Below are 18,111 nucleotides of genomic sequence, written 5' to 3'. Positions count from 1 at the left end.
GCGACCCCGTAGCCGGGGGCAGGGTGAAGCGATCCGTCGAATCAGCCACGCCCGAAAGGTCCTATGCCCCTCCTGTTCAACTCGCTTTTGCACCAGGCCGAGATCGCGCCCGAGGACGTGCGGCTGCTCCGCCATCAGGACAATCGGGCGACCAAGGGCCGAACCCCTTATGCGCTGTGGCGGAATGATCGGTCGGCGTTCGAGCTCTACCAGTCCATCCACTCGCTGAGGAACCGGCAGGTCCTGAGTTCCCGACCGCTCTGGGCATCGTTCGTCGGCACCCCGGCTCGCGAGACCCTGTTCGTCGGCCTCTACCGGGTCCGTAGCGTCGGGCCCATGCAGGTCGATACACCGGAACCAATCAATGACAGAATCCTCGCGGCTGAAGAGCACGACCTCTACGAGCTCGAGCCCGACGAGCGGCTGGCCGATCTCGCCGGAAAGGTCGTCATCGAGTGGGGTCGGGGCGCGCGGTCATGGGCGCAGCGGGCCGATCGGCAGAACAAGAGCATCCTCGAGGTGCGTGCAGACTTCAAGGAGCCCGAGTTCCCGGGCTACCTGGCGTTGATAAAGAAGCTGTCGGAGGTCGAGGAGCTTCCCCCGACCTGGAACGTGGCGCTCTCCGCGGCCAGAGGGGTTTACCTCCTGACCTGCCCGAGGACGCGCGAGATTTACGTTGGCTCCGCGACCGGTGCTGGAGGCTTTCTCAGCCGGTGGCAGGAGTATGTTCGAAACGGGCACGGCGGCAACGTGCGCTTGAAGGCACGGGACCCCGCCGACTACCAAGTCTGCATCCTTCAGGTCGCCGGCTCCGAAGCGAGCGATAAGGACGTCATCGCAATGGAGAACCAATGGAAGGAGAAGCTCCAGAGCCGAGAGATGGGCCTCAACGCAAACTAGCGGTTCGCGAAATCGCCATGCGCGCCTGGCTGAGGCGATCCAAGGGCATGATCGGGATCCTGCTCGACCCAGGATCCATGGTCCTCGAGCGACGCGCGGTCATCTGGGACTTCTTGTTCCTGTGGGCCGACGTAGCGAAGGCGCGAAATCGCCCTCGCTCAGGAGGAGCGCCGCGCCTCAGCACATGCGATAGCGGGTCCCGGATCAGCAATTCTGGGTGGCTATGAGCGACGGCATCTTCATCGTCCGGGACGACAACAGCCTCGTGGAGATGCGCTCCAGTGCGTTCGAGAGCGAGGACCTGCTCCAGGAGCTCCTCGCCACCCACCCGAGCCTAATCGCCGGTGATGCCGTCGATCCCACGAACCCGCGTCGCTGGCTGCTGATCGCGCGCGAGCAGGCTGTGCCGGGTGAGGAAGGCGGAGCGGGCCGCTGGTCGCTCGATCATCTCTTCGTCGACCAGGACGGCGTGCCGACCTTGGTCGAGGTCAAGCGCGCCAGCGACACACGAGGGCGGCGTGAGGTCGTGGCCCAGATGCTCGACTATGCCGCAAACGGGGTCGTCTACTGGCCCATGGAGGCCATCAGGCAGCAATTTGAGCGCACGTGCGCTGCGGGTGAGCGCGATGCGGACGAGGCGCTGCGTGAGCACCTGGGACGTCCCGATGCCGATCTCGAGGAGTTCTGGCGTGGCGTCGACGTGAACCTGCGGGCAGGTCGGATCCGCATGGTCTTCGTCGCGGACGTCATCTACCCGGAGCTGAAGCGCATCGTGGAGTTCCTGAACGCCCAGATGAGCCCGGCCGAGGTAATCGCCCTCGAGATCAAGCACTACACCGGGCAGGGACTGCGCACGTTGGTGCCGCGGCTGATCGGGCGCACCGCGGAAGCAGAGCGCCGCAAGGGTGGTAACACCGCGGCGAGCACAGCTGGACCGCAGCTCAAGGTCGACGAGTGGTTCGCTCGTCTCGCAACCGAGCGGAATGCTGCTGAGGCGAATACCGCGCGCATGATCTATGATTGGTGGAGGGCGCAGGGCTGCGAGATCGAGGTCACGCGGGCGCAGAAGCCCTCCTTCCGCGTGAAGCTCGTTCACGAGCGGGGTCACTGCTGGCCAGCAGGTGTGAGGCTTGATGGCAAGGTGGTGACCGCGCTTTGCTACGTGATGAAGGCCGTCCCCTTCGATACAATCGAAGCACGGCGCGAGGTCCTCGAGAACCTCGAGCGCACGTTCAGCCAGCGCTACGGCGAGCGCGTGGCCGATGGCGAGCCAACTGTTCCCCTCGCGCTCTTGCAGGAGGCGGCTGCCAGGGAGAAGTTGTTCACCATCTGGCAGTCGCTCGTCGATCGCATCCGCGCCGGCACTTGAAAATCCTCAGAAGCCAATTGAAGCACTGCGTCGCATTCAGCGGCTGGTAAGGACGCTAAATGCAAGATCCATGCGGTGGGAGAAACGCACATGCCGCTGCCGTCCATGGTCGTGCATTGCGACTGGAGCACGTCTGCCAGTAAGCGCTGGATGTCGGTGGCTGTCCTCAATGAGGGCCGTTACTGGCTCGGCAGGGTCATGCCGATCAGTTCGCCGCAAGCACTTCTGGACGCGGTCATGAATGCGGCTCCTGGTCCGGTGCTCATCGGCTTCGATTTCCCTATCGGATTGCCGTTCCAGTATGGCGAGAAGACGGGCCTCGCCGATTTTCGCGATTGCTTGGCTGCATTAGGCTATGGCGCGTGGTCGAACTGGTTCGACGTCGTCGACGACGTGGGTGATCTCTCGTTGCACCGACCGTTCTATCCGCAGCGACCTGGGGGCCGCTCCCATGCTCAACTCATCACTGCACTCGGCGTCTCCGACATCAACCAGCTTCGGCGAAGCTGCGAGATGCGGACGCCGTCGCGCGCGGCAGCCTGCCCGCTGTTCTGGACGCTTGGTGGAAATCAGGTCGGGAAGGCCGCGCTCGCAGGCTGGCAGGAGTTCCTAATGCCGGCGCTTGAAAAGCCAGGCACCGCGCTCTGGCCGTTCGATGGGCCAGTTGCCAGCCTTCTGGAGCGATCTCGCCTCGTGATCGCCGAAACCTACCCGGCCGATGCCTATGGTCAGGTCGGCGTCGTCTTTAAAGCTGGCATGAGCAAAACACGGCAGACCGATCGGCAGACGTTCGCATCTAAGCTGATTGGCTGGGCACAGAGCCGGAACCACGAACTCGACGGTGGCCTCGAAGCTTCGATCCGCGATGGGTTTGGCGATAGGCCTGTCGGCGAGGACCTCTTCGACGCCTTCCTTGGTCTCTGCGGGATGCTCGAGGTTGTATGTGGCCATCGACCTGAGGGCACGCCCAACCAGCCCAAGGTGGGACAATGGGAAGGCTGGATCTTCGGCCAGGCGTCAGAACCCGTAAGTGAAGCTGAACGCCCTGAAGAAACTGCGCTCCGTTGCGGCCCTTTTGCGCCGGCAGATCACAACCAAACGTCGCCCGCGGCTCGCGGAGCGTCGAACCTATTGTAATCATTGGAGGCACTTAGCGTGCCGGAGAGCCGGGTCCTCCGCCTTCGGAGGGCAACGCTCTATCCAGCTGAGCTACGGGTGCTGACCGTGGCGATTCACTAGCCTATGCGTGCAACGGGTGCAACGGGGCGGCGGACGCGTTTATGCGCCAAGGTCGCGTGATCGCATCGGGTCGGGTGCGCGGCGGGGATGGGCGGGCGGCGCCGGATCGGCGGTCCGGCAGCGTTGGCCGGAGGTCGTTCTTCGGGGCCGACCAGTTCCCGCACCCTTCGGCCGGCGCGCGCCGGTCCGCGCCCCGGCGTCGAGGCACCGGAACCGTGCTCCCCCTCTCGGCGCTGAGTGACCATGATCGTTCGCCCGCGCCCTGGCCTGTTTGCCATCCTGTTCACGCTGCACGGCTCGATCCTGCCGCAGGTGGCGCTCAGGATCCTGCTCATCACGCTGGTCGCCTGCGCGGTCGTCGCGGCGGAGCGGCACTGGCCGGAGCTGTTGTCCCTCAATGCCGGCGTCGCGCCCTTCACGCTCCTGGGGCTCGCCCTGTCGATCTTCCTCAGCTTCCGCAACAATGCCTGCTACGACCGCTGGTGGGAGGCGCGGCGGCAATGGGGGATGCTCCTCGTCGAGATGCGCGGATTCGCGCGCACCACGATCGCGCTCCTGCCCGGGCCGGAACACGAGGCTCTGCGCCGCCGCATCCTGCGGCGCCTCGCCGGCTTCGCGCATGCCCTCCACGCCGCCCTGCGCTCCGAGGATCCGCAGGCCGCCCTCGCGCCGTGGCTGCCCGAGGCGGAGCGCGAAGTCCTGGAGGCCCATCCCAGCCCTGCGGACGCCGCGCTCCACCGCGTTGCCGTGGACCTCGGCGGCGCCCGGGAGGCCGGGACGATCAGCGACGTGCTCTACGCCATCTTCGAGACCAAGCTCGAGGCGCTCTCCCACATCCAGGCGGCCTGCGAGCGGATCAAGGGCACGCCCCTCCCGTTCGCCTACACCCTGCTGATCTACCGCACGTCGTGGCTCTACTGCCTCTTCCTGCCCTTCGGGCTCGCGACCTCCCTGGGTTGGGCGACGCCGCTGGCGACCGCGCTGGTCGCCTACACGTTCTTCGGCCTCGACGCTCTGGGCGACGAACTCGAGGAACCCTTCGGCCTGCAGGCCAACGACCTGCCGCTCGATGCGCTCCTGCGGACCGCCGAAGGCGTCGTCCTCAACGCGCTCGGCGATCCCCTGCCCCCGGCGCTTCAGCCGGACCATTTCGTCCTGCGCTGACGATCCTGCGCGAACCGGGGCCGCGTGTCGGGGCGGCTCCCGTCCGGCGCTCGCGGCTCGGCCGCCGGCCCGTGCCGTCCTGGGCCGATGGGCGCGGGCGGTTGCGAGGAGCGGGAACTCCGGCCTCGATCGCCGTCTTTCCCAGAACAGCGACATCGAGGATTGCCATGAAGCCCCTGACGGCCCTGCCGGCATTCGACGCGGAGGACGATCTCAACGTCGTGATCGAGACGCCGAAGGGCAGTCGCAACAAGTATTCCTACGACCCTGAGGTCGGCGCGTTCCGGTTCAAATCCGTGCTGCCGGAGGGGAGTTCCTTTCCGTATGATTTCGGGTTCATTCCCTCGACGCTCGGGCAGGACGGCGATCCCCTCGATATCCTCGTGCTGCTCGACGCGCCCATCGTGATGGGATGCCTGGTGACGGTGCGCCTCCTCGGCGTGATCGAAGCGGAGCAGCGGGAGACGGACGGCAAGACGGAGCGCAACGACCGCCTCCTCGGAGTCGCGGTTCACGCACGCACGCACGCCCATGTCCGCCACGTCGACGAACTGAGGCCGGGCTTCCTCGACGAGATCGAGGCCTTCTTCACGCATTACAACGCCTTGAGCGGGCGCCGCTTCACGCCGCTGCGGCGCTCCGGGCCCGATCGCGCCCGCACCCTCGTCCAGGACGGCGCGCGCGGCACGGGCAGGCCGGTGAGACCGTGATCGATCCGCGAGGCCGTCGCTCAGGCGGGCCGGCGCGGGACCGGGCAACCCGCCATCCGCAAGGGTCACCACAGGCAGGAGCCGAGACATGAACAAGGGATTTGGCGTGCAGGTCACCGTGCCGGGATCGGGTGATGGGGCCGCCAAGGTCGCGCCCGTGCTCGTCGTCGCGCGGGACGAACAGGATGCCGAGATCGTGGCGGCGCAGGCCGCGGGTGCCGGCGCGCAGGCCGAAGCGCTGCGTGAGCTCACGGACGAAGAGATCACGGAACATGGTCTCGATCTGCAGGCGCATGGCAGCGTGACGGCGCTTCCCGTGCTGAGCCTGTGAGAGGCAGGCGCCGCCCGGTCGTCACAGGCGGGCGTCGCGCGCTCGAACCGGAGCCTCGGCCGCAAACCGCACCGTCACGCTGACGCGCGCGCGATCCGATTGCCGAGGCCCAGGCGGCCAACCATGATGGCCGCGCGCAGGACGGATCGTCGGTCTCGCTCGGGCCCGAGCCGCCCTGCGCGCGGGAGGGGAGGCCCTGCGTCCCATGAGCGATCCGGTGACGCGGCTGAGAGCCGCCTACACGACCTGGGCCGAGACGAAGGGCGGCGATGTCCAATGCTGGATGGATGTCCTCGCCGAGGAGGCGAGCCTCACCTCGCTCGCCGACGGGTCTCCGGCGATGCGGTTCACGGCGGCGCGGCGCAGCCGCCGCGAGATCCTGGGCTATCTCGAAGGGCTCGCCGCCGACTGGGAGATGATCGCCCACGACATGACCGAGTTCGTGGCCCAGGGAGACCAGGTCGTCGTGATCGGGAACGTGGCCTGGCGCAACAGGGCCACCGGAAAGGTCGCGCGCACCCGGAAGGTCGACCTGTGGCGCTTCTCGAACGGCCGCGCCGTCGCCTTCGAGGAACTCTACGACACCGCCCGAACCATCGCGGCGGCAACGCCCGACCCGGCCTGATGCGGGCCGGACGATGAGACGGCGCACCCACGCGGCGGCCCTGGTCGCCATCCTCGGCCTCGGCGGCGCCCCCGCCCGCTCCGAGGATCCGCCGGTGCCCGCCGCGAGCGACCGCGCCTTCGATCAGTTCGTGCGCAAGACGCTGGCGGATTACGCAGTGCCGGGCGCGGTCGTCGCCGTTGTGCGGGCCGACGGCACCGCCTTCGTCCAGGGCTACGGCGTGCGTGAGGCCGGGAAGGCAGCGCCGGTCGACGCAGAAACGCGGTTTCAGATCGCCTCGATGAGCAAGTTCATCGCCGCCACGGCGGTCGGCACCCTGGTCGACCGCGGCGTCGTCGCCTGGGACGTGCCGGTTCGCAGCTTCGCAGCGGACCTCCTGCTCGCGGTGCCCTACGCGAGTGAGAACGCGACCCTGCGGGACTACTTCGCGCACCGCACCGGCCTGCCCGCCTATGCCGGCGACCTGCTGGTGGAGTTCGGCCTCGGGGCGGAGGAGCTCGTTCGCCGCGCCCGCTTCCTCCCATTCGACCACAGCTTCCGGGAGAGGATGGCCTATTCCAATTACGGCATCTTCCTGGGCCAGCAGGCGGCCGCGCGGGCGGCGGGCCTCTCCGCTCCGCAGCTCCTCGCGCAGGCCATCCTGGCGCCGCTCGGCATGGGGCGCAGCGGCCCGGTCCAGGCCGCCTTGTTCGAGGATGAGAACCGCGCGGCCGCGCACGACCTCGACGGGAGCGTGATGGCCTACGAGAACGTCGATGCGTTCAGCGGCGCCGGCGCGATCGTCTCGACGGGCGCCGACATCGCGCGCTGGATGCGCATGGTGCTGGCGGGCGGCACCTTCGAGGGACAGCCGGTGCTCAAGCCGTCCACCCTCGGCGACATCCTGGCCGCCAGCATGGTCGAGGGGCCGGGCGGCCCGTTGCGCGATCCGAATGCGGCGGCGGGCCTCGGCTGCGACAGCTACCGGTTCCTCAACCGGCGGGTCGTCGAGAAGAACGGCGCGCTCAACGGCGTCCGCACGATCGTGACCCTCATCCCCGATCTGAAGGTCGGCATCGCGATCTTCGCCAACAAGCAGCTCACGGTCTTCCCAGAGGCCGTGCGCGCGGCGTTCCTAGAGCGGGAGATCGGCGCCTCCGGGCGCGATCTGCAGGCCGAGATCCGATCGGAGCAGCCCGCCTGGACCAACCTCCTGGCGATCCCGAAGCCGCCCGCCGACGCCCAGCCGATGGCCCATGCCCTGGACGCCTATGCGGGCCATTTCGAGAGCCCGCTCTACGGCACCCTCCGGATCACGAAGGTGGGCGATGCCCTGATGGGGCGGATCGGTCCCAGTGAGGCCAGGCTGACGCCCTGGTCCGGCGACACGTTCCTGCTCAGCTTTCCGAACCCGGATATCGCGCCGGGCCTGCTGACCTTCGCTTTCGCGGACGGGGCCGCGAGTGCCACGAGCATCGGCGGCCGCACGGTCCCCGGCACGCTGAGCGTGAGCTACGGCCGGTTCGCGCGCGTGCCCTGAACGGACGGCGCACGCGATCCGGGGGAGCCGAGCATTCCGGAGGACGTCATGATCACGCTCTATTCCTACCCCGAGCTCTTCGGTGTCGCCGACAACAACGGCTATGGCCTGAAAGTCTTCGCGTTTCTCAAGCTCGCGTATCTGCCCTTCGTGCATCGGCACATCGTCGATGCCTCGGACGCACCGCGCGGACAGCTTCCCTATATCGTCGATGACGGCAGGCCGATCGGTGACAGCGACGCGATCCTGGCGCATCTCACCCGGACTTACGGCCTGACGCTGGATGACGGGCTCGATCCTCGGCAGCGCGACACCAGGCTTCTGGTCACGCGCATGCTCGACGACCTGTACTGGGTGATGTCCTATTCCCGCTGGAAGGATGAGCGGTACTGGCCCGCCTTCCGGGATGCTCTGCTGCGGGCGCATCCGAGCCTCACGGAAACCGGCCTGCGCCAGGCGCAGGCATTCAACGCGCAGCGCTACCATTATCAGGGAATCGGCCGCTTCGAGCCCGACGCCGCCTACGCGCGCGGGCTCGCCGACCTGCAGGTGCTGGCAAACCTCACGCCGGCGGAGGGCTACCTGTTCGGATCGAAGCCCACCAGCGTCGATGCGGGCATCTACGGTTTCATCGCCAACATCGTCTTCTTCCCGATCGAGACCCCGCTCAAGCGCTTCGTCGCGTCGCAGGACAATCTGGTCCGCCATTGTAAAGCCATCCACGCTTCCGTCGCGTCGGGGCCTCGCAGCGCGAACCTCGCGGGCGCGTAGGTCAGGCCTGAACGCCCGCCCGCGCGACGTCTCCGGCGTTCGGCAGCGTCTCGATCCGCCAGCACAGGTCCAGCACCCGGCGGATCTGCGGATCCGGCAGGATGCCCTCGGCGAGGTCGGTGAACTTGCGCGCCAGGGCGGCGTCGCTCATCGGGCGCTCGACGCTGCCGATCGCGTGCGCGATGAACCGGTTCAGGGTGCGGCCGTCCTTGAGGGTGATCGTCAGGTCCACCTGCTCCGGCTTGATCGCGCCATCCACCACCGGCGCCACCCGGCCGCGCAGGGCGGTGATGACGGGATCGCGCACGGCCCGGTCGCTGAACTGCTTCTCGCCGCCCGCCCCCTCCACCAGCGCCACCGCCACCGCGTGGGAGATGCTGAACTTGCCTTCGAGGCCGGTGCGCGGCGCCGTCTTGCCGGTCAATTCGAGGACGAGGGGGTGCACCTTCAGACTCACGCGCTCGATCTCATCCGGGGTGAGGTGGTTCTCGTCGCGCAGCTGCACCGCCGCGTCGATCGCCGGATGCATGACGATGCCGCAGGCGAAGGGCTTGTAGGTGTTGAGAGCCGCCTCGTAGCGCGTACCGAGCCCCTCCGTGATTTCGCGGTAATCCTGCTTGGTCGAGACCGTATTGGCCCAGCCGCGCCTGGCCTCGATCATCCCGTCGGAACTCGTGTAGTTCTTCGAGGCCAGGATCGCCGCGAACAATCCGTTCGCGGCGGCGCGCCCCGGGTTGAAGCTCTTGTTCATGGAGCCGAAGGATTCGCGCAGGCCCACCGGCTGAGAGGCCGCGAGGCCGAGCGCCCAGACCATCTGCTGCTCGTCGAGGCCCATCAGCTTGCCGGACGCGGCGGCGGCCCCGAACACGCCGGCCGTGCCGGTGATGTGCCAGCCGACATCGTAATGGTTCGGATAGACGGCATTGCCGATCCGGCACTCGGTCTCGACGCCGAGCACCAGGGCGTTGAGGAAATCGGCGCCCGAGACCGGGTGCATCTCCGCATAGGCGAGGATCGCGGAGGCGACGGGGCCGGCCGGGTGGATCACGGTCTTCAGGTGGGTGTCGTCGTAGTCGAAGATGTGGCTCGACACCCCGTTGAGGAAGGCGGCGTTCATGATGTCGAAGCGCTCCGGACGCCCGAACAGCCCGGCCTGGGGCGGCCCCGAGAAGGGGGCGAGCGCCGAGACCGCGACGTCCAGGGTCGCGTGATGCGAGCCCCCGATGGCGACGCCGACCCAGTTGAGGAAGGTGCGGGTGCCCTCGCGGCGGACGGCCTCCGGCAGGTCCGCGAAGCGGGCGCCGACGAGGTAGCGCGCGAGCGTCCGGGTCACGTCCGCCGCGGGGGCCGCGGCGGCGGGGCCAGTCCCTCCCGGGCCCTCGGGCGCCGCGCGGGTGCCGGTGGCGGCGAGGGCGAGGCCGGCCGCCCCGAGCAGCGTGCGGCGATCGATTCTGGACATGGCGCTTGCCTCCCTTCGCCCGCGGCGGCCGTGCGGCCGCCCGACGACAACGCCCAACGCATGAGGTCGGCCTCGGGTTATCCGGAATGTGGTCGCGAAGCCCGATTCCCGGCCGCCGGGGCCGGGCGCGGGGCGTGCCAGCGGTGCGAGCGCTGCCGCGAGCCTCGGCGGTCCTTATCCGGCCAGCGCCACGGCCTTGCCGAAGGCGTGCACGAAGCGCGGCTCGACGCGGCCGCTCATCCCGTGCAGGACCCGCAAGGCCTCCGCGGAACTCATGGCCGGCTTGTAGGAGCGGCGCTCCGTCAGGGCCGCGTAGACGTCGCAGATCGTCAGGAAGCGGACGACATCGCTGATGGCGTCGCCGCTCAGGCCGTCGGGGTAGCCGGAGCCGTCGAGCATCTCGTGATGGTGGCGCACGGCGTCCAGGATCGCCGGGTCCATGTCGGGACTGGCGCTGAGGAGCTTGAACCCGAGCAGCGTGTGGGTGCGCATGATTGCGGTCTCACCCGGATCGAGGGCGCCGCGCTTGATCAGGAGCGCGCGCGGAATCCGCGCCTTGCCGATATCGTGCACGAGGGCGGCGCGCACCAGACGCTGCCGTTGGGCCTCGGGAAAGCCGATATGGGAGGCGAATTGCGCGGCCAGGCCCGCGACCACGAGGGAATGCTGGTAGGTGGCGTTGTCGTGGGCCCGGATGGTGTTGAGCCAGCGCGCGAGGCCGCCATCCCGCAAGGCGGAGAGAAGGGGATCGACGCAGCCATCGACCGCCTGCAGGTCGATGAATCGCGAGCCTTCCGCGACACCGAAGAGCGTTTCGAGGGCGGCGGCGGCGCGCTCGGCACATTGGCGGGCGCCGGCATTGAGGCGTCCCTCGGCGGGGTTGATCAGGTTCAGGAGCGCGGTGACGACGACATGCGGCTCCGCATAGACGGGCAGGCAGGCGCTCGCGCCGAGCAGCTGCGCTTGCCGGAGCGCCCGATCGGAACTGCGATGCGAGAGGCACAGGATCGGGAGCCCGTCGCCCCAGGCCTGGCGCCGCAGGGCCAGCAGGCACGCCATGGCATTCGCGCGGGTCAGGTCGAGATCGGTCACGACCGCCGAGACGCCGAGCAGGCTCTCCCACCGGATGTCGGGCGAGACGACCTCGCAGGTGCCGACGAGGCGCAGACCGTCGGCGAGGGCCGCACTCCGCTGCGCGCTGTCGGACACGAGAACGATCAGTCCGGCCAGCACCACCGCGCCCCTGCAGCGTTCCTCAACTTAAGCTGGAAAACACCTCTCCACATTGCATCTTAAAAGAGTAAATACCGCCCGCGGATAAGTTGGACCATCGTTACGCGCCGGTTAAATTCTTGCTCGGACGGACCAGACGATTCCTTCGAGGACGGTCCGCGTTCCAACGCCCATGGGCGCGTCAAAGGGCGTTCGCGTTTCGATGGCCCGTGCCTCCGCCCCACAGGCGACGACGGTGCAACGCTCGGTTCGGCGCGGACCCTAGAGGGTAAAGGCTTGGCGGAAGCGCGCGAGGGCGCGCGCGTCGTCGCCGGCCGGCCAGGCTTCGAGGCCGATCACGCCGCGATAGCCCATCGCGGACAGGGCGCGGGCAATCGCCGGATAGTTGATCTCGCCCGTCCCCGGCTCATGGCGGCCAGGCACGTCGGCGACCTGAATCTCTCCGATCAACGGCAGGGCGCGGCGGCAGAGTTCGATTAGGTTCCCCTCGCCGATCTGCGCATGGTAGAGGTCGAGATTGAGCCGCAGCGAGGGGCGGTTCACGGCCTCCACCAGCGCGATGGTGTCCGCGGCCTTGGCGAAGGGCGTCCTGGGGTGGTCGATGGCCCCGTTCAGGTTCTCCAGGACGAAGACCACGCCTTCCTTCTCCCCGAGATCGGCGATGCGCCGGAGTGTGTCGGCGGCCTTCAACCACATGCGACCCGTGACGATGTCGGCGGCCACGATCGCCTGGCCCTGGGCGTCGAGACCGGTCCCGTGGAGGTTGAGCCGCGGGCAGTTCAGCGCCTTCGCAATCGGGATCGACTGCGCGGCGGTGCGCAGGAGTTCGTCCGCCCCCGCGTCGTCCGCCAGCGTTCCGGTCACGTATCCGGTCATGGACGAGAAACGGGCACCGGAGGCTGCGAGGGCCTTGATGTCGTGGCGCGTCCAGTCCCAGATCTCAACGAGGAAGCCCGCCTCGGTGAGGCGCCGGAGGCGCTCGGTGACCGGGAGGGACGCGTAGACGGTCTCAGCGCAGACCGCGAGGGAGAACGGTTCAGTCATTGACGTCGCCAAGTTGCCGTTCAGCCGGCCGGCTGATGTCGAGGGGGACCAATCCGAGCGTCCGCGGCGCAAAGCCGGCCCGATCGACGCGTTCTGCGTCGCCATCGCACGGGTCAGCCCCGAACGATGGCAGGCTGCGGCCCGTGACAGCGCCTGCGGTTCGAAGGGCCTACACGTGCGCGACCTGCGCCAGGGGCGTGACGGCCTCGCCTGGGCGAGCGGTGGCATTGCCGAGGAGCGCGTCGTCGGCGTGCTGCAGGGCCTTGCCCCCTGCCATGAGATCGTAGAGCGCGTCCATGGCGATCGCGTCCCGCGCGAAGGTGCCGAGGGTCCGGCCGCGGTTCAGGATCGTGAAGCGGTCGCCGACCGCGTAGGCATGGCGGACATTGTGCGTGATGAAGATGACGCCGATGCCGTCTTGGCGCACCCGATCGATGTATTTCAGAACCATCGCGGTCTGCGTCACGCCGAGCGCGGAGGTCGGCTCGTCGAGGATCAGGACCTTGGCACCGAAATAGACGGCGCGGGCGATCGCCACGCATTGTCGCTCGCCGCCCGACAAGGTGCCGACCGCCTGTTGCGGATCGCGCACGTCGATGCCGATGCGCTGCATCTCCTGCCGGGTGACGATGTCGGCCCGCGCCAGGTCAAGCTGCCGGAACACGCCGCGCCCCCGCATGGGCTCCCGGCCCATGAAGAAGTTTCGCGTGACCGACATGAGCGGGATCATCGCGAGGTCCTGATAGACGGTGGCGATGCCCGCCGCCATGGCATCCCGTGGTCCCGAGAAGACACGCGCCTCGCCGCTAACCAGAAAGTCGCCCGAGGTGTGCTGATGGACGCCCGACAGCGTCTTGATCAAGGTCGACTTGCCGGCGCCATTGTCGCCGAGAAGGCATAGTACCTCTCCGGCATGGACGCTCATGGACACGCCATTCAGGGCGATTACGGACCCGAAACGCTTGACGAGGTCTCGGACTTCGATCAACGGAGGCGTTTTTTCGGTCATCAGCGCTCTCCCGTTGCGCGCTTACGGATCATGTTATTGAAAACCACGGCGACAAGCAGCATTCCGCCCAGGAAGACCAGATACCAATCTTGATCAACGCTTGTGTAAGTCAGACCGATCAAGACCATGCCGAAGATGATCGATCCGAAGAAGGCACCGATCGCCGAGCCGTAGCCGCCGGTCAGGAGGCAACCACCGATCACCGCGGCGATGATCGCCTCGAACTCCTTCTGGAAGCCGCGCCGCGCGTCGGTCGAGCCGGCATCGAGCACTGTCAGGATGGCCACCAGCGTCGCGCAGCACGCTGTACCGATGAACAGGATCGTCTTGACCCGCTCGACCGGGACGCCCGAGTTGCGCGCGGCGCGGGCGTCGCCGCCGACCGCGAAGATCCAGTTGCCGAACCGGGTCCGCACCAGGAGCCAGGTCGCCACCAGCGCGAGCCCGGCAAACCAGAGGATCACCACGGGGATGCCCGCGACCTTCGGCAGGCCGCTGGGGAAGCTGTCGATCACGCCTCGGGCAGCGAGCCAACGAAAGACATCCTGGCCGACACTTCCGGAGAAGAGCGCGGCCGCCATGCCGTCGCCCACCACGTCCTTGACGCCGCGCAATTGCGTGGCGCCGCCACTCGCCCATTTGAGGCCGACAAGCGTCAGGCCGCGCAGGATGAACAGGAAGGCGAGCGTCACGATGAAGGAGGGCAGCCCGGTGCGCAGCACGATCTGTGCATTCACGAATCCGATCGCGAGAGCGACCGTGAAAGCCGCCAGGATCGCGACCGGGACCGGGCCAATGCCACACGACCAGGGCGGCGGCGAAGACGAAGCCGGCGAAGGCGACCATCGAGCCGAGCGAGAGGTCGAACTCGCCGCCGATCATCAGAAGCGCCGCGCCAACGGCGAGGATCCCGAGTTGAGCGGCCGGGACCATGAAGTTCATGATGCCCGCAAGCGTGAACATCGCCGGATCAGCGAAGACGACGAAGAAGGCGCTCACGAGGAGGAGGCCCGCGACCGCGCCGAGTTCGGGCCGGCGCAGGAGCATGGTCGTCGCCGACGCTCGCTGGAGGCGCTCGTCGCCGCCGACCGCGTCTTGGGGTTGGGATGCGCTCATCATGCTCGAGCAATCCTGATTGGCGATGCGGAGAGATGGGGTGGCTCGGCGGGTTGAGCGCGCCGAGCCGAGGCCCTTAGGGGGCCGTTCAATGGGCGGCTTTGCCTTCGGCGGCGAGAATTCGCTCGGCGTCGCGTTGCGTCACGAAGCTCGGGCCCGTGGCCACATTGCCCGTCGGGAGGCGGCCGTAGCGGGCCTTGATGGCGAGCAGACTGACCGGCAGGTAGCCTTGCAGGAAGGGTTGCTGATCGATCGCGAACAGGGCCTTGCCCTTGGCGACCTCCTTCAGGAAGGTCGGCGACAGATCGAAGGTCGCCACCTTGACTTTGCCGGAGAGGCCGGCCGCCTCGATGGCCTGCACCGCGGGCTCGCCGGCGAACCCGGTGCTCAGGCCGAGCACGACGTCGATCGCGGGGTTGCGCGTGAGAGCCGCGCTCACCTTCGCGCGCGTCTCCGCCGGGTCGGTCGAGACCGGCAGGACGGTGACGACCCCGCCCTGGAGACCCTCCTGAAGGCCCTGGCAGCGCTGATCGAGGGCGACGTTGCCGACCTCCGGGTTGACGCACAGGGCGTGCTTGAAGCCTTCGCGCTTCAGCCGCGCTCCAATGATGCGCCCAGCCGAGAGCTCGTCCTGGCCGACATGGAGCGCGATCCCAAGGCGAGCGGCGGCGTCCGCACCCGAATTGATCGAGATCACCGGGATGCCGGCAGCGACCGCCTTCCGGATCGAGGGTCCGAGGGCGTCGGGGTCTGGATTGGAGACCACGATCCCGTCCGGGGCCTGGTTGACGGCCGCGTCGATGAGCTGGCTCATGGCGACGACGTCGAAGGTCTCCGGAGAGCGGTAGACCACGTTGACCTTGGCGTCTTTGCCCGCCTGCGTGGCTCCTTCCTTGACCGTGGACCAGAATGGATCGGAAGCCTGGCCGTGGGTGATCACGGCGATTGTCAAGTCCTTGGCAATCGCCTGGCCACCGATCAGCCAGCCGGTCCAGACAATGCCCGCAGCCAGCATAGATTTCAGAACTGATCTCATGATGTCCCTCCCTGGAATTTAATGAGACATGGTTGTCGAAGACGTCCGGTTGGCCCGGATCTATTCCTGAGCGGGGCGCCCGAGGGCGCGTGCCGTCAGTTCATCGTCGGCATGACGAAGTCGGCGCCCGCGCGAATGCCGGCCGGCCAGCGGGTCGTGATGGTCTTGAGCCGGGTGTAGAAGCGCACGCCCTCCGGCCCGTGCATGTGGTGGTCGCCGAACAGCGAGGCCTTCCAGCCGCCGAAGGAGTGGAACGCCATCGGCACCGGGATCGGCACGTTGATCCCGACCATGCCGACCTCGATCGCGTGGGCGAACTCGCGCGCCGTGTCGCCGTCGCGGGTGAAGATGGCGGTGCCGTTGCCGAACGCGTGCGCGTTGATGAGGCGCGCGGCGGTGGCGAAGTCGGGCGCGCGCGTCACGGCGAGGACCGGACCGAAGATCTCCTCCCGGTAGATCCGCATCTCCGGAGTCACCCGGTCGAACAGCGTGCCGCCGAGGAAGTAGCCGTCCTCGTAGCCCTGGAGCTTGAGGCCGCGTCCGTCGACCAGAAGCTCGGCGCCCTCACTCACGCCCTGGTCGATGTAACCCCGGACCTTGTCGAGATGGGCCTTCGTGACGAGAGGGCCCATCTCGGCCTCGGGATCCGTGCCGGGCCCGACCTTCAGGGCGCGGATTCTCGGGATCAGCCGCTCGATCAGCGCGTCGGCGGTGGCCTCGCCCACCGGCACCGCCACCGAGACCGCCATGCAGCGCTCGCCGGCCGAGCCGTAGGCCGCGCCCATCAGCGCATCGGCCGCCTGATCGAGATCGGCGTCGGGCATGACGATCATGTGGTTCTTGGCCCCGCCGAGCGCCTGGGCGCGCTTCCCCGTTCTGGTGGCGGTCGCGTAGATGTAGCGGGCGATCGGGGGCGAGCCGACGAAGCTGACCGCGCTGATGCCGGAGCTGTGCAGCAATGCGTCGACGGCTTCCTTGTCGCCCTGCACCACCTGGAACACGCCGTCGGGCAGGCCGGCCTCCTTCAGCCATTCCGCCATCAGCAGCGCGGCGGTGGGATCGCGCTCGGACGGCTTGAGGATGAAGCAGTTGCCGCAGGCCAGCGCCACGGGGAACATCCACATCGGCACCATGGCGGGGAAGTTGAACGGCGTGATGCCGGCGACCACCCCGAGGGGCTGGCGCAGGGAATGGGAATCGACGCGGGTCCCGACATTCTCGGTGACCTCGCCCTTGAGGAGGTGCGGGATGCCGGTGGCGAATTCGACCACCTCGGCGCCGCGCTGGATCTCACCCCTGGCATCGGAGAGCACCTTGCCGTGCTCGGCCGTGATGACGGCCGCGAGTTCGTCGATGCGCTCTTCGAGCAGGCGCAGGAAGCGGTTGAGGATGCGCGCACGGCGCAGGGGCGGCGTCACGGCCCAGGCCGGGAACGCCGCCTTGGCGGCCGCCACCGCCGCCTCGACCTCCTCGCGGCTCGCCAGCGCCACCGCGCCGGTCTGCGCGCCCGTCGCCGGGTTGTAGAGTGGCGCGGTGCGGGCGCCGTAGCCCGGCAGGGACCTTCCGGCGATAAAGTGCCCAACGGTGGCGTTCATGGATCGTTTCCTGGAAGAGGCAGCGGCGGTGTTCACGTGTCAGGCGGTGCGGGCCGGCCTGCGGAGGGCGTGACCGGCGAGGCTTTCTGCGGAGGGTTCGAACTGGAAGCCGGCTTCCTTCGCGGCCGCCGCGAGATGGCGGTATCCGAGCCTGGCGTAGGTCAGGGGATGCGCCTTGGCGGGATCCTGCTCGGCCTCGACCACGAGCCAGCCCCGATAACCGACCTCGGCCAGCGGATTCAGGGCTTCGATGAAGTCGACGCAGCCGTCCCCCGGCACCGTGTAGACGCCCTCGACCACGGATCTGAGGAAACTCCAGCGCTCCGCCCGTGCGCGCGACAGCACGTGCGGACGCACATCCTTGGCATGGACATGATTGACCCGATGCGCCCAGCGCCGCGCGATCGCCGCCGGATCCTCTCCCGCGAAGGTGAGATGGCCGGTGTCGAGCAGCAAACCGACCTCCGGCCCGGTGCCCTCCATGAGGCGGTCGATCTCGGCGCCCGCCTCGATCACCGTGCCCATGTGATGGTGGAAGGCGATCCGGACGCCCTCGTCCGCCATCCGCTGGCCGAGCTCGTTGATCCGATCGAGGAAGATCGGCCAATCCGCCTCGGCCATGACCGGCCGGTCGGCGACCGGGACGTCCATGAGACCCTGGACGGTGCCCGAGGTCTCCGCGAAGACCATGACCTCGCAATGGCAGGCCTTGAGCAGGTCGAGATGCGGGCGCATCGCCGCCAACTCGGCCTTCGCATCCCGGCGACGCAGCTCGGCGCCGTACCAGCCCGAGATGAAGTCGAGCCCGAAGGAGCCGAGCAGATCGACCAGCGCCGCCGGATCGGTGGGGAACTTGTTGCCCTTCTCGATACCGGCGAAGCCCGCCTGGCTGGCTTCCGCGAGGCAGGTCTCCAGTGGCGTGTCCCCGCCGAGTTCGGGCAGGTCGTCATTCGACCATGCGATGGGGTTCGTGCCGAAGCGGATCGCCATT

At 68.2% G+C, this 18,111-nt stretch carries 16 protein-coding genes and 1 pseudogene; 9 read left to right on the top strand and 8 right to left on the bottom strand.

Translation table 11 applies throughout. The annotated features are described in order from the left end of the window. Nucleotides 1–63 precede the first annotated feature (63 nt). The 9 genes from F6X53_RS19070 to F6X53_RS19030 all read left to right on the top strand — a co-directional run bounded on the left by F6X53_RS19070 (nt 64) and on the right by F6X53_RS19030 (nt 8,628). Entirely contained in the window at nt 64–900 is an 837-nt protein-coding gene (locus F6X53_RS19070) for a GIY-YIG nuclease family protein (RefSeq protein WP_151001780.1), read from the top strand. 223 nt (nt 901–1,123) lie between these two features. Further along, complete coding sequence (locus F6X53_RS19065; RefSeq protein ID WP_151001779.1) at nt 1,124–2,269, top strand: PDDEXK family nuclease; 1,146 nt, start codon at nt 1,124–1,126, stop codon at nt 2,267–2,269. 90 nt (nt 2,270–2,359) lie between these two features. Further along, on the top strand, nt 2,360–3,406 hold the full coding sequence (locus F6X53_RS19060) for a DUF429 domain-containing protein (RefSeq protein WP_191970898.1): 1,047 nt from the start codon (nt 2,360–2,362) through the stop codon (nt 3,404–3,406). Between the two features lie 345 nt (nt 3,407–3,751). Beyond that, nucleotides 3,752–4,672 (top strand): bestrophin family protein, encoded by a 921-nt coding sequence (locus tag F6X53_RS19055; RefSeq protein ID WP_151001778.1) that lies wholly within the window; start codon nt 3,752–3,754, stop codon nt 4,670–4,672. A 167-nt stretch (nt 4,673–4,839) separates the two neighbouring features. Next, the gene (locus tag F6X53_RS19050; protein ID WP_151001777.1) at nt 4,840–5,382 is read left to right on the top strand and encodes an inorganic diphosphatase; all 543 of its coding nucleotides are present in this window, start codon (nt 4,840–4,842) and stop codon (nt 5,380–5,382) included. An 88-nt stretch (nt 5,383–5,470) separates the two neighbouring features. After that, nucleotides 5,471–5,713 carry a hypothetical protein gene (locus F6X53_RS19045; RefSeq protein WP_151001776.1) on the top strand — a complete coding sequence of 81 codons (243 nt, stop codon included), beginning with the start codon at nt 5,471–5,473 and terminating at the stop codon, nt 5,711–5,713. A 205-nt stretch (nt 5,714–5,918) separates the two neighbouring features. Further along, nucleotides 5,919–6,338 carry a nuclear transport factor 2 family protein gene (locus F6X53_RS19040; RefSeq protein WP_151001775.1) on the top strand — a complete coding sequence of 140 codons (420 nt, stop codon included), beginning with the start codon at nt 5,919–5,921 and terminating at the stop codon, nt 6,336–6,338. 13 nt (nt 6,339–6,351) lie between these two features. Next, entirely contained in the window at nt 6,352–7,857 is a 1,506-nt protein-coding gene (locus F6X53_RS19035; protein ID WP_151001774.1) for a serine hydrolase, read from the top strand. Between the two features lie 48 nt (nt 7,858–7,905). After that, the gene (locus F6X53_RS19030) at nt 7,906–8,628 is read left to right on the top strand and encodes a glutathione S-transferase C-terminal domain-containing protein (RefSeq protein ID WP_151001773.1); all 723 of its coding nucleotides are present in this window, start codon (nt 7,906–7,908) and stop codon (nt 8,626–8,628) included. Between the two features lies 1 nt (nt 8,629). Here F6X53_RS19030 and F6X53_RS19025 read toward each other — a convergent pair whose 3' ends face one another. From F6X53_RS19025 to iolE, 8 genes and pseudogenes are all read right to left on the bottom strand, one after another. Beyond that, nucleotides 8,630–10,087 (bottom strand): MmgE/PrpD family protein, encoded by a 1,458-nt coding sequence (locus tag F6X53_RS19025; RefSeq protein ID WP_151001772.1) that lies wholly within the window; start codon nt 10,085–10,087, stop codon nt 8,630–8,632. A gap of 174 nt (nt 10,088–10,261) precedes the next feature. Continuing rightward, nucleotides 10,262–11,296: an HD-GYP domain-containing protein gene (locus tag F6X53_RS19020; protein ID WP_244965596.1), complete on the bottom strand. Its 1,035-nt coding sequence runs from the start codon at nt 11,294–11,296 to the stop codon at nt 10,262–10,264. Between the two features lie 285 nt (nt 11,297–11,581). Beyond that, on the bottom strand, nt 11,582–12,364 hold the full coding sequence (locus F6X53_RS19015; protein ID WP_191970897.1) for a TIM barrel protein: 783 nt from the start codon (nt 12,362–12,364) through the stop codon (nt 11,582–11,584). A gap of 169 nt (nt 12,365–12,533) precedes the next feature. Next, nucleotides 12,534–13,373: an ATP-binding cassette domain-containing protein gene (locus F6X53_RS19010; RefSeq protein WP_151001769.1), complete on the bottom strand. Its 840-nt coding sequence runs from the start codon at nt 13,371–13,373 to the stop codon at nt 12,534–12,536. After that, nucleotides 13,373–14,492, bottom strand: a pseudogene (locus tag F6X53_RS19005) (ABC transporter permease). The gene F6X53_RS19010 and the pseudogene F6X53_RS19005 overlap by 1 nt, the downstream one beginning before the upstream one ends. An 85-nt stretch (nt 14,493–14,577) precedes the next feature. Continuing rightward, the gene (locus F6X53_RS19000; RefSeq protein WP_151001768.1) at nt 14,578–15,525 is read right to left on the bottom strand and encodes a sugar ABC transporter substrate-binding protein; all 948 of its coding nucleotides are present in this window, start codon (nt 15,523–15,525) and stop codon (nt 14,578–14,580) included. A gap of 95 nt (nt 15,526–15,620) precedes the next feature. Then, the gene (locus F6X53_RS18995) at nt 15,621–17,120 is read right to left on the bottom strand and encodes a CoA-acylating methylmalonate-semialdehyde dehydrogenase (protein WP_151001767.1); all 1,500 of its coding nucleotides are present in this window, start codon (nt 17,118–17,120) and stop codon (nt 15,621–15,623) included. Between the two features lie 39 nt (nt 17,121–17,159). Next, nucleotides 17,160–18,110 (bottom strand): myo-inosose-2 dehydratase, encoded by a 951-nt coding sequence (iolE, locus tag F6X53_RS18990; protein WP_151001766.1) that lies wholly within the window; start codon nt 18,108–18,110, stop codon nt 17,160–17,162. Nucleotide 18,111: the final 1 nt, after the last annotated feature.

The organism is Methylobacterium soli (assembly GCF_008806385.1).
Classification (GTDB): Bacteria; Pseudomonadota; Alphaproteobacteria; order Rhizobiales; family Beijerinckiaceae; genus Methylobacterium; species Methylobacterium soli.
The sequence above is the reverse complement of the archived record's forward strand: the minus strand, read 5'-3'. Positions and strand labels throughout refer to the sequence as shown.